We start from the raw sequence: 11,842 nt of genomic DNA, 5'->3' as shown, positions 1-11,842 counted from the left end.
TTTGCCGAGCCGGCAGGCCTCCCGTGCCGGTAAAAGCCCTACCAGTGACCGGGGCGGTTGCGGCTCCACAGTGCGAAGGCCAGCCCGCCCAGACCCACCAGCAGGACGCCTCCCATGACGGCGAACAGGCCGAAGATGCCGATGCCGGAGCCCTTGTCCGCGACTACGACGGCGGCGGCCTGGCTGGCCTGGACAGGGGTGGGGATCGGTTTGGTCCAGCTGGACTCGGACGCCGGGGTGGAGGACGACGGACCGGGGGTGGCGGAGGCAGAGGTGACGGGAACCACCGCGGGTGTCGCCACCTGCACCGCAGCGGGTGCCATTCCGCTATCCGCCGTCGGCGTGGCCACAGGTGTAAGGCTCGGGGCCGGCCGCGCCGGTGCCGGGGCAACGCGCGGCGCCGCCGGCGCCACGGGCTGGACAGGGGCCGGAGCGGGGGCCGGCGCAGGTGCCTTCCGCGCCGGCGGTGCCGGAGCAGGCGTCGGCGCGGGAGCCGCCGTCGCTGTCGGAGCCGGTGAACCGGACGACGGCGGGGCGATGGGTGCCGGCGACTCGGTGCACTGTTGCCCGGGCAGGCAGGCCGCCTGCGCCGCTCCGGCGGCGCCGGCCGCAAGCGTGAAAGCCAGCACGGCAGCAGCAGTTCCGGGCAGCAGCGCGTCCCGCAGACGGGTGATTCGGATCATGGGAGTACCTTTGCAGCCGCGCAGGATGCTCCCGCGCCGAGTTTTGTCCCGGGTATCTTCCTACAGTCCCGCGCGGCGCGCCAAATTAGCTACTACTTGACTACTGCCGGTTTTCCGGCGGCAGCGCGATCTGGAGCTTGCGAACCTTGCCCCTGCCCACGATGTAGCCGCGTCCCGGAATGAAGTCGGTGCCGACCCGTCCGAGCGAGGTATTGAGGAGGCTGTCGCCGTCGATATCGCCCGGATTAATCAGCAGTCCCCGCCTGCCCGACTTGAACGGCTGCGCCAGCGACCAGGCCGATGACCAGGTGGAAGTCTCGGATTCCCCCACCACCCACTGGTCGGCCTTGATGGACGCCGCCACCAGCCTTTCGATGCCGGACTCGGCCAGGGTGTCGGTGAACTCTGTGAGTCCCTCGATGAAGATGGCCACCTTGCCCGGGTTGGCCGAAGCGTGGTCCGTGAGTGCTTCCACCGCCTCCTCGACGTCGTCGGCACCCACCAGCGATCGGTCCCAGACCGGCAGGGACGCCACGGCGGACTTCCTGGCGGCGAGGTAAACCAGTTCCGCGTCGGGGTTGGACCGGCGCAGCGCATAGGCCATGGTCACCAGTGCCACGGTCCGGCCGGCGCCCGGCGGGCCGGCGAGCAGCAGCGGGCCCTTGGCCATGAGCGTGGCGGGCTGCAGTGTTTCGTCGTCGACACCGATGACGGGAAGGTCCCGCAGCCCGGCCGGCAGGATGTCCAGGTCGATCTGCTCGGGCAGCCGCTCGATCCGGGGAGCCCGTTCCATGCCCTGGCGGAGCATGGCCTCGCTGAGTTTGTGGACTTCGCGGGCCTGCAGGGCCAGGTTGGAGTTGCCGCCCAGGACGGCGAGCTGCACCTCAAGGCCGCCCAGCAGCCCGCGCCCAGGAGGCGAGGCCTTGCCCAGGACGTCCTTGGGCACGTCCATGGTCAGGTAGTCGTCCTCGGCGGACAGCCGCAGCACCAGCCGCCGCTGGATGGAGGCAAGCAACGACGCCGGGACGGAGTTGGGACGGTCACCGGTGACAACCAGGTGGATGCCCAGGGGACGGCCGTCCGTGGCCAGTTGCAGGAAGAGGTCCCAGAGGCCGGAGAGCTTGCTGTACTCATAGGCCTCGCGGAAAGCCGACATGCCGTCGACCAGCACGAAGATGCGCTTTTCATCCGGCAGGCCGGCGAGCCTGCGGTATTCCCCGATGGTGGAGGCGCGGACCTCGGCGAAACGGCTCGCCCGGTCCTCGGCGAGGTCGCGGAGCCAGCGCAGGAGCCTGCCTACACGCTCCACGTCGTCGCCGTCGATGATTCCGCCCACGTGCGGAAGCTCCTCGAGCATTTTCAGCCCGGCGGAGCCGCAGTCGATCCCGTAGACGTGGACGGGGCCGCCGCGGGGTGTGACGGCAGCGGCGATGGCTATGCCCCGCAGTGCAGCGGACTTCCCCGACCCGCCGGTGCCGTAGATGGCCATGTTGCCGTCTTTGTCCGGTTCGTAGAAGACGGTGGGCTGGTCCTGGCGGGAGGGGTTGTCCGCTACGCCCAGCAGGAGCCGTTCGTCGGTGCGCGGGTTGGGCAGCAGGGAGAAATCGTAGGTTGTGGCCAGCTGGTTCAGCCACGGCTTCCGCGGCGGTCCGATGGCCAGCAGGTTCGCGGCGGCGATGACGTTGGCGGTCATCCTGGCGATGTCGTTGGGCCCGGCGGGTTCGTCCTGCACGGCGGTGTCGGCGGCCGGTGTTTCCCACGCGGGACCGGACCCGAAGGCCATCTCCACGATGTCGATCTGCGGGCGCTGCGGGCGTTCGGTGGTCCAGCCGCCGGCGTAACCGGTCTGGAAACCCTGGATGCGGCCCGGACCGGTTTTCGCCGCGCCGCGGCCCGGGATGGAGGGGTCGAAGTATGCGGCATCCGGCACGCCAAGGATGTCCGTGGCATCGTCCTCATCCGCCATGCGCAGGGCCACCCGAAGGTTGGTGTTGGCGCGCAGGCTTTCCTTGATGACTCCGGCGGGCCGCTGGGTGGCGAGGATCAGGTGCAGGCCCAGGGACCGGCCGCGGGCGGCGACGTCAACCACGCCGTCCACGAACTCAGGCACCTCGGTGGCCAGGGCAGCGAATTCATCCACCACGATCACCAGGTAGGGCGGGGCCTCGGGATCGGCCTCACGCTGGAGGGCGAGCAGGTCCTTGGCCTTTTTCCTGTTCAGCAGGTGTTCCCGGTAGTGGAGCTCGGCGCGAAGGGACGTCAGGGCGCGGCGCACCAGGTGCGGCGAGAGGTCGGTGACCAGGCCCACGGTGTGTGGCAGGTTTACGCAGTCGGCAAACGCGGCGCCGCCTTTGTAGTCCACGAACAGGAAGCTGACACGGTCCGGGCTGTAGGCGGTGGCCATGCCCATCACCCAGGACTGCAGGAACTCGGACTTGCCGGCGCCGGTGGTGCCGCCCACCAGTGCGTGCGGGCCCTCGTTCTTGAGGTCCAGGTGCAGGGGCTCCACGCCCTTGGACCCCACGAGGGCACGCAGCGAGCCGTTGTCCTTGCGGTTGGCGACGGCGCTGGAGCGGACGGAGTTGTTCTCCTGCCAGCGTTCGGCCACGGACTGCGGGTTGTCCAGGAAATCCTTGCCCACCAGCGCCGCATAGGACACGGCGCGCGGCAGGTTCGAGTCGTCCTCCACCGGCTTTCCGGCGTCGACCACGGGCGAGAGCATGCGGGCCAGCTGGCCTGCAAGTTCGGCGTCGAGGCTCTCGCAGCTCACGGGGTAGGTGTGGCGTCCCAGCCGGACCTGGCCGGTGGTGGTGCCGTGCTCGCCGTCCACCGCCATGAAGTCACGGCAGGCGGCCGGCAGGGATTCAACGCCGGCAGCCACCCACAGCACGTGGACGCCGGTATCGGGTCCGCGCTCCACGAGCCGGGTCAGCCGGCCGCGGTCCACCGGCGCGTCGTCTTCGACAATCACCAGCACCGACGGCAGCACCGGCGGTGGAACGTCCGAGGTGTCCTCCTGGACGCCGGGCCGGTGTCCGGGACCCTGTGAGCGCATCGCAGCCTCACGGAATTCCACAAGGTCCTCGATCCGGGCCAGCAGGCTGGTGCCGCCTGCCGAGCCGGCCGCAAGGTGGTCGCCGCCGAGCGGGCTGTGGCTCGAGCCGACGTGCGGCAGCCATTGCAACCAGTTCCAGCGTTCCCGCGACCGGGCCGAGGTGATGGCAGCCACGGCTACTTCCGCCGGGGAGTGCAGGCCCGCGAGCTGCAGCACCACGCCACGTGCCACGTCGTCGACAAGTCCGCGCGGTCCGGCGAGGCCGAAAGAGCCGGCTGACCGCAGCTGGGACACCACCGGCACACCCTCGATCAGCCGGAACTGGTCCAGGCAGTCCTCGATCTCGCGCCGGTACTCCGTCTCGGTCTCCGCGGTGTTCGGCTCCTCGAAAGGAATCCGGGACGGCACGGTGCCGAGCCCGAACCGGAGCGCCAGGAACCCGGAGTGTTCGGGCCGGTGGGTCCAGAGCAGGGGGCCAAGCTTGTAGATGGAGTCAACGGTGTCACTGACCGACGGCGCTTCCTGGAGCCGGACGGCCCGCTCCACGCGCTGGAGCTCGGTGGTGTCCTGCCGGAAGGCTGCCATGGCCTCCCTGAACTGCTTCAGCTGCTCCTTGCGCTCGCGCTTGTTTTGCAGCTTCTGGTCCACGTAGTGGCCAACGATGAACAGGGGCATCATCAGCATGAACAGCATGGACAGCAGGCTTTGCGTCACTGCAAACAGCACCGCGCCCATCATCAGCGGGGCGATCAGCATGATGTAGGGGAAGGGGTGGTGGTCCTGCCGTTTGGGCCCGGCCGGGGGCACCCGTTTGCCTGGAGCGAACCGGGGCACCACCCGCGGGGAGCGGTTGAAGTCCACCAGGGGCGACGTCGGGGCTGCCGCGCCGCTGCGCGCCAGCGGCACAACCGTCAGCCCGGTGTCGCCCAGCGTGACGGTGTCGGAGGAATTCAGCGTGGCGCGGGCGACGGGCAGCCCGTCCATCTGGAGGCCGTTGGCGGAGTTCGTGTCGACGATCTCGATGCTCTCCCCCACCGTGATGCGGGCGTGCCGCTTCGACGTCAGGGGGTCCGTGAGCCGGACGTCCACGTTCCGGTCCCGCCCGATGTAGCTGGTGCCGGAGGGCAGGGAAAACTCCCGTCCAACGTCGGGCCCGGAGACTATGCGGAGCGTTGCCGCGGCGGGGCCGGCGTCGTCCGGGTTGCCGAACTGGCTGCTGACCTGGGTGAGCGAAACAACGGACCCGGGCCGCAGGCCGGATTCAAGGAGGTTGTCCGCCCGGTCGAGGACGATGCCGCGCATGCCGCCGGCCACGAATGCCTCGTCGATGCGGAGGGACAGGTTCGGCGGAACGGGCTCCTGCCGCCGGGCGGGGTCGGCCGTCCACAGCTCGGTGGCGATGTCAGCGACGGTGGCGCGGCCGTCCACGGTGACGGCCAGGTCCTTGGCCTCGGCGGGGTCCCGGCGCAGGGTCAGCCGGATCCTCATGCTTCGCCGTCCCCGCGCATCTTATCCAGCAGGTGGAGGTCGCCGGCGGTGACCAGGTGGGAAGTGACCGCATGCTCCACGAGGCGTGCCCGGCGGTTGGTGGCAAGCTTGCCGCCGCCGCCCCGAAGTCCGGCGACTCCTGCCCGGTCCAGCTTGTCGCACACGTTGTCCAGCTTCCGGTTGAACCTGGTGATGGCCCAGCCCAGGGTCCGGGCAGCCTCAGCGGAGGACGGAATGGCGCTGAATCCCGTGCCTTCCCGCCGGAGCATGGGCTCGGCGAGCGCCACGATGAGGGCCTTCTGGGAGTCCGTGAAGACCACCGGGCCGATGGTGGTGTCGCCGCCGCTGGTTTCGCTGCTGGTCTCCTGCCGGAACTGCGGCGTTTTCAGGTGGACGGCGAATTCGTAGGTGGTGGGTCCGGCCGTGAAGATGACGCTGGTGTGGCTGAAGACGAGCGGCAGCCGGGCGCCGGGCGACAGCCAGGCCTGCATGCCGCCGGATCCGTCGGCCACCGTCGCGGAGAGCCGGCTGCCCACGTTGCTGAGCCACCAGATGCCGTCATACCTGGCAATCTGCAGGAAGCGCCGGTGCAGGTAAGGGTTGTCGTCCACCTCCAGGTCGCCCTCGCGGCCGATGCTGAAGATGTCCTCATCGGTCGGCTCGTACCACTCGCCGCAGAAATCTATGGCCAGGTCTCCCATGTTTTCCTGTCTTGTTGTCGGGTCTGTTGATGCCGGGCGGCTAGTTGGGCTGCCGGATGGTCACGGTGGCTGTGGCTAGGGCTGGAGGCACGCGATGGAATCCTCGCCCGCCGGTGAGGCGGATCCGTCGCTGCGGACCATGATCACCTGGACGCAGGTGGGCTCCGCCGGATTCGCCGTGACGTCCACCCGGGTTGCCGACGTCGACAGGTAGCTTCCGCCGCCTTTGACCGTTTTGATCCGCCACTTGTAGGTGTCCCCGGGCTTCGGCTGCGGGTTGGTCCAGGTGAAGCGGACCTTTCCCTGCGTGCCGGCGCTGCCGGCCAGCTTGGCGACGTCGGGCACGGACCCGTCGTCGACGGCGTCGGCTGGCGGCTTGCTGACCGTTTCGGTGGGCCGGGCCCCGGGCTGCGGCGCGGCCGATGCCACCACAATGCCCACGATGACCGCCAGCACCAGCAGTGTTCCGCCGGAGATGGCGAGCCACAGGTTGCGCTTTCCGTGCTCTGCCGGCGGGTCTCCAACCTGGTCCGCGGGCTCGGGCTGGTTGCTGCGCAGGACAGTAGCGTCGGCCCAGTCGTCCGTTGCAGGCTGCGGCGCAGGTGCGGCAGCGGCCGCCGGAAAGGCCGACGGCGGGACGTCCGGTGCCCGCTGTGGCGTAGGCGCAGGCGCAAAGCCCGGCCCTGCGCCTCCCCCGTCCAGGGGCTTGGTGCGGGCCGGGAACGTGGGGGCGCTTCCGGTCCGGTCCGGGTCGATGGAGGCGACGTTGCGGACGCGCGTCTCCTCCACGCCGTCGTCCAGGTGCACGTCCTCCGGCAGGCGTTCCTCGAGCACCTCGAACGGCGTGACGGACAGGTTGAGCTCAGCCTGGATCCGCTGCAGCGCCAGGGCGAAGGCGTGGGCCGACGAATAGCGTGAGGCGGGCGACTTGGCCATCGCGGTTGCCAGGGCCAGTTCAAGGGATTCCGGCACGTCGGCACGGCCCAGCCGGGGTGCGGGCATGCTGGTGATGCGTGAAATGAGCTCGCGCTGGGAGTTGTCGGCGCCCGGCAGCACGAACGGCGACCGTCCGGCAAGCAGTGTGTACAGCGTGGCGCCGAGGGCCCATACGTCCACCAGAACGCCGTCGACGGCGCCGTCCCTGAACTGTTCCGGCGGAGACCAGGGGATGGACATCCCGGCGTCCTCGTCGACGTCGCCGGCCAGCGTGCCGGAGATGCCGAAGTCGGTGAGCGCCGGGCGGTTGTAGTCGGTGACCAGGATGTTGGCGGGCTTGATGTCCCGGTGGGCGATGCCGGCCCGGTGCGCCGTTTCGACGGCGGAGGCCACCTGGATGCCGACGGCCAGGACCTCGTCCACGCTGAAGCGCTGCCGGCGGTACCGGACGTCCAGGCTGGGCCGGGAGCAGTACTCCATGGCGAGGTAGGAATGCCCGTCCCCGGTCACCTCGGCTTCAAAGATGGTGACGATGAAGGGGTGCGAGGACAGCTGGGCCATCAGGTTCGCCTCGGACTCAAACCGGCGGCGGGCGCCTTCGGTCTTAAGGCCGGACAGCAGCACCTTCACGGCCACCTTGCGGCGCGGCCGGTCCTGCTCGTAGAGGTAGACGTCGGAGAAGCCGCCCGATCCGAGCAGACTCACGTAGTTGAAACCGGGGATGCGGGGCGGAGGCGCCGCCGGCCGCCTGGAACTCACAGGATCTCCTCAAAGCGCAAGGAAACGTCATCGCCGAGTTCTGCGATGTCGCCGTCCAGGACAATGGCCATTTCATTCTGGGCCAGGCGCCGCGGCGGCTGCCCCTCGCGGACCAGCACGGTGCCGTTGGTTGCTTTCAGGTCGCACAGCATCACATGCCAGCCCTCCAGGCGGACCTCCACGTGCGACCGCGAAATGTCGCCGCCGGGGCTGGCCACCTGGACCAGCCGCGGCATGGTGCCGCCCTGGACCCGGGACACGGCCGGCTGCCGTCCTATCACGAGCGACTGTTCGAGGTCGATCAGCTCCCCCGTGGACACCCGAAGCCGGCCCAGCCGGGGGCGCGACACCTGGATGGCGACGTCCGGCAGCTGCGCCCCGCAGGTGAAGCACTGTCCGCTGGTGGGAGGGTTCGCGTGGCCGGCGGGGCACACGCGGGCGAGCACCCGGGGGCCGTTGCCTGCCACAGCTGCCCGGCCGGGTTCCTGTCCCGCCTGCTGGGCTCCGGGGGTGGGGAGATCGCTCTTGAGGATGGTCTGACCGTCGTGGTCCCCTTCCGCCGCCTCGCCGTGCCCGGGGACGGGGATGAACGACGGCGGGACCTGGGGACCGGGGAACGGTGGCAGGGCGTCGGGCGCCGGGAGCGACGGCGGCACCGCCGGCACTGAGAACGACGGCGGCACCTCCGCTGCTGGGAACACGGGCGGCACCTCCGGTGCCCGGGCACGGTCGCTGCCGGTCGCCCAAGGCACGGAGTCGATCAGGCCTGACAGTGCCGGGGCTGACAGTGTAGGGGCTGTCAGTGCAGGGGCTGACGGGGCCGCCGGAGCTGGTGTTTCACGGGCAATGGCTGGCCGGCTGGCCTCCCGGGATTCGACCTCCCGGGGTTCGACCGCCTGGCCTGCAGTTTCCTGGACCGGAGACTCCTGAGCAGCTGTTACCCCACTCGCCGGATCCGAAACTGCCATCTTCCCGGCCACCGGAGCACCGCCGTCGTCCTCCTGGCCGGTCCGCACGGCGGCATCCTCAATGCTGCGCACGACGGTCCTGTCCCAAAGGTGGTCGTACGAGCCGGTGAGTTCGGTGGCCGGGCTGTCTTCCGGCGGCAAGTCATCCTGACCCGGTGTTTTCGGGGGCAGTGATTCCGGGGGCAGTGATTCCAGCGGCAGCGCTTCCTCGGGCAGTGCTTCCTGAGGCTGTGTCCCGGCAGCAGCAGCCCCGGTGAATCCTGTGACGGTTTCCTGCAGCCCCGCAACAGTCTCCGCCGACACTTCCTCCGGCTCCGGCGCCAAGGAAATCTCGTCACCGGGCACCACCATGGTCTCGGCCGACGCCTCCCCAGACGCTGCGGCAGCAGACGTTGCGGCAGTTTCCAGACGGTCTGACGGGGTACCGCCGGGTCCGGTGACGCTGATGCGCAGCGACTGCAGGAGCACTGCCCCTTCCATCAGGGGCAATCCAGTGGCAGGCACGGCGGCGGCGGGCATTTCAGCGGCGCGCGTGTCGGCGAGGGAGCCCGGCTCCGACGACCCGGACCGCGGTGGCGCAGCTGCGGGCACGGCCACGCTGAACCACTCGGGTGCGTCCAGCCATCGCTCGGTCCAGGTAGTGACGTTCCGGCCGTCGAGGTTTACCGGACCCGACGGGAGTTGGACGGTCAGATCGATGTCCCCGCGCAGGAATACCCGCAGCGAGTCGCTGAACCCGATGATCCCGAACCACGGACTGGCGGACAGCGGCGCGCCGAACCCTCCCGTCATGGCATGGAGGACTTCGGCTGCGTCCGGGCCTTTCGCCAGCAAATCCCACACCGTGCTGACCAGCGGCGCCGGAGTGTCAGGGTCCAGGATCACCGCAGTCCCTGACCGGATGAGGCCTAGCCATCCGCCCGGGACATAGCTAGCTGCAGCCATTGACAGCGTCCTCGCTTCCGGCACGCGGCAGCGTGTCCTCCTCTTCCGCGTCGGCGGCTATCCGGGGCGCCGTCGTCGACACACCGGCATCGTTGAGCACGTTCCTGGCATCGACGACGATCACCGTGATGTTGTCCCGGCCGCCGCGCCTCAACGCAGCCTGGATCAGCGCATCCACTGCCTCCTGCGGGTCCTCGACTGTGCTGAGGAGTTCAAGCATCTGACCGTCCGTCAGTTCCCCGTTGAGGCCGTCCGAGCACACCATCACCCGGTCGCCTTCCTCAATCGGCAGGAGCCAGTAGTCGGCCTCGGTCTCGTCGCCCGCGCCCAGCGCCCGCGTCACAACGTGCCGGCGCGGATGAACCGCGGCCTCCTCGGCGGTGATCTCGCCGCTCTCGACGAGCTCCTGAACCTCGGAGTGGTCAACGCTGACTTGGGCGAGGCGGCCCTGGCTCAGCCGGTACGTCCGGGAATCCCCGATGTTCATGACGAGCCAGTAGGGAACTCCCATCTGCTCCACCACCACCACACCGCTGAGCGTGGTGCCGGCACGCGAGCCGGTGGCGTCGCGGATCGATGCATCGGCGCTGGCCAGGTACTGCTGCACCACCCCCGCGGTGGCTGTCCGCTCCCCGGTGGCAAGTTGCGGCAGCTGTGCCAGCGCCCGCACGCACATGCCACTAGCCACCTCGCCGGCTTCATGGCCGCCCATGCCGTCAGCGACAGCGAATACGGGGTCCGAGGCGATGTACGAGTCTTCATTGAGCTCGCGGCGAAGGCCCCGGTCCGTTCCGTAGCCGTAGCTCAGCTTGAGGCCGGGCTCGTCGCCAGCCTCTGGAGTTCCGGCCGCCTGCTGTGAATTCATGCGTGTCCTACGTTGAAGGTGCGGTCCCCGAAATGAACCGTGGTTCCGGGGCTGACAAATGCGGGCACACCCGGCTGCAGCGCCGTGCGCATGCCGTCGGGTGTGGTGACGGCGCTGCCGTTGGTCGAGTGGCGGTCGGTGACCCAGACGCCGGCGCCGTCCGTGAGCAGGTGGAGGTGCGTCTTGGAAATGGTCCTTCCCGGGTCCGGGACCGGCAGCAGCTGCGCCTGCGATTCCCCGGCGGCCGGGGCGGGGTTGCGCCCGATGAGGACTGTCCGCTCCAGGCGGAAGTCGCGGCCGTCGTCGAGCGTTATCCTCAACACCGCCTCAGGGGTGTCCTGGCGGACCCCGGCACGCACCTGGGTGCGGTCCATGGCATCGTCCGGGTGAACAGCCGCGTCCGGGTGAGCAGCGTCCGGGGCGGCAGACGGGCCCGCGGCTGCAGGCGGAACCGGCTCAACCTGGGCTTGGGCAGCAACCGGGGCCTGGACCACCGGGGTTCGGGAGGCAACCGGCGAGGCCACCTGCTGCACCGGTGGCAGGTCCAGGGGCGCGAAGCTGTACGGTCCTTCGATGCCGCCGGTGGCGACCGGGTTGCGGCCATTGGCGACATCGAACACGAGGGTTTTGGCCGCACGGTCGTGCCACCCGCGGAGCCTGCCGTTTGCGTCCCACGCGCTGGATACCACAACGACGACGGCCCACGCCGTTCCGAGGAGCAGCAACGGTCCGAGGATCAGCAGGGCGGCGTCGAACCACTTGAAGACCGCCACCAGGACTGCGGCAAGGACGGCCAGCACCATGCCGGCGCCGGTCACGATGCCCCGCAGGAACACAGCACCGGTGCCCGGCGCGTAGCCATCCTTGTCAGCGCTGCGGATGCCCATGAGCTGGTTGCCGATGGTGTTCCCTGTGCGGCCCTCGACGCTTGCGACGGCGAACGCGTACACAAGGGTAAGTCCGGCTCCGATGCCCCCGAGGAGTGCCAGCAGGCTTGTGTCGTAGATGATGAGCCCGGCGCTGCGCGTGCTGGTGATGCCGGCGAACCCGAAGGACAGCAGAACCGTCAGGATGGCCACCGGTGCAAGCCAGTCGAGGACGGCTGCGCCGAGACGCTTGCCCGGCGCCGCCGGAAGCAGCGCAAGAGTGCCTGACATGTCCGATCCTTCCCCCAGCCCTACCGGGATGCTACCGGGAATCGGAGCGGCTTGCCTCCCGCCGCGGCCGGGCGGAACTCCGCCACTAGGCGGATTTCCCCGGCCAGGCGGAACTGCGCGGCCGGGCGGAAGTCCCCGATCGAGCGGGGCTCCCCGGCTGACCATGGCTCCCCTGTTGGGCAGCGGGGTTCCGCACGCACCGCAGAAGCTCGCTCCGGCGCGGACCGGCTGCCCGCAGCGCAGGCACGGCCCTGGTCCCTCGCCAGCCACAGGCCCGCCGCCGGC

General features: G+C 69.8%; 7 protein-coding genes. All 7 read right to left on the bottom strand.

The features are described from left to right. Positions 1 to 38 precede the first annotated feature (38 nt). The 7 genes from ACFRAU_RS21000 to ACFRAU_RS20970 all read right to left on the bottom strand — a co-directional run bounded on the left by ACFRAU_RS21000 (position 39) and on the right by ACFRAU_RS20970 (position 11,827). On the bottom strand, positions 39 to 683 hold the full coding sequence (locus ACFRAU_RS21000; protein ID WP_378001332.1) for a hypothetical protein: 645 nt from the start codon (positions 681 to 683) through the stop codon (positions 39 to 41). 100 nt (positions 684 to 783) lie between these two features. Then, positions 784 to 5,226 (bottom strand): FtsK/SpoIIIE domain-containing protein, encoded by a 4,443-nt coding sequence (locus tag ACFRAU_RS20995; RefSeq protein ID WP_378001331.1) that lies wholly within the window; start codon positions 5,224 to 5,226, stop codon positions 784 to 786. Continuing rightward, on the bottom strand, positions 5,223 to 5,927 hold the full coding sequence (locus tag ACFRAU_RS20990; protein WP_377994110.1) for a hypothetical protein: 705 nt from the start codon (positions 5,925 to 5,927) through the stop codon (positions 5,223 to 5,225). Before ACFRAU_RS20990 ends, ACFRAU_RS20995 begins: the two co-directional genes overlap by 4 nt. 75 nt (positions 5,928 to 6,002) lie before the next feature. Next, complete coding sequence (locus ACFRAU_RS20985; RefSeq protein ID WP_378001330.1) at positions 6,003 to 7,622, bottom strand: serine/threonine-protein kinase; 1,620 nt, start codon at positions 7,620 to 7,622, stop codon at positions 6,003 to 6,005. Next, a complete protein-coding gene (locus tag ACFRAU_RS20980; protein WP_378001329.1) occupies positions 7,619 to 9,535 on the bottom strand; it encodes a hypothetical protein in 1,917 nt (638 codons plus the stop codon). The genes ACFRAU_RS20985 and ACFRAU_RS20980 overlap by 4 nt, the downstream gene beginning before the upstream one ends. Then, on the bottom strand, positions 9,522 to 10,400 hold the full coding sequence (locus tag ACFRAU_RS20975) for a PP2C family protein-serine/threonine phosphatase (protein ID WP_378001328.1): 879 nt from the start codon (positions 10,398 to 10,400) through the stop codon (positions 9,522 to 9,524). The genes ACFRAU_RS20980 and ACFRAU_RS20975 overlap by 14 nt, the downstream gene beginning before the upstream one ends. Continuing rightward, the gene (locus ACFRAU_RS20970) at positions 10,397 to 11,827 is read right to left on the bottom strand and encodes an RDD family protein (protein WP_378001358.1); all 1,431 of its coding nucleotides are present in this window, start codon (positions 11,825 to 11,827) and stop codon (positions 10,397 to 10,399) included. Before ACFRAU_RS20970 ends, ACFRAU_RS20975 begins: the two co-directional genes overlap by 4 nt. Between the last annotated feature and the right edge of the window lie 15 nt (positions 11,828 to 11,842).

The sequence above is a fragment of the Arthrobacter sp. NPDC056691 genome, assembly GCF_042791415.1.
In the GTDB taxonomy this organism is placed as follows: Bacteria; Actinomycetota; Actinomycetes; order Actinomycetales; family Micrococcaceae; genus Arthrobacter.
This window is presented reverse-complemented; position numbering and strand designations above follow the sequence as displayed.

Excerpts from the sequence above, each read along its gene's own strand:
- ACFRAU_RS21000 (WP_378001332.1), bottom strand. The coding sequence starts at position 683 with ATGATCCGAATCACCCGTCTGCGGGACGCGCTGCTGCCCGGAACTGCT.
- ACFRAU_RS20995 (WP_378001331.1), bottom strand. The coding sequence starts at position 5,226 with ATGAGGATCCGGCTGACCCTGCGCCGGGACCCCGCCGAGGCCAAGGAC.
- ACFRAU_RS20990 (WP_377994110.1), bottom strand. The coding sequence starts at position 5,927 with ATGGGAGACCTGGCCATAGATTTCTGCGGCGAGTGGTACGAGCCGACC.
- ACFRAU_RS20980 (WP_378001329.1), bottom strand. The coding sequence starts at position 9,535 with ATGGCTGCAGCTAGCTATGTCCCGGGCGGATGGCTAGGCCTCATCCGG.
- ACFRAU_RS20975 (WP_378001328.1), bottom strand. The coding sequence starts at position 10,400 with ATGAATTCACAGCAGGCGGCCGGAACTCCAGAGGCTGGCGACGAGCCC.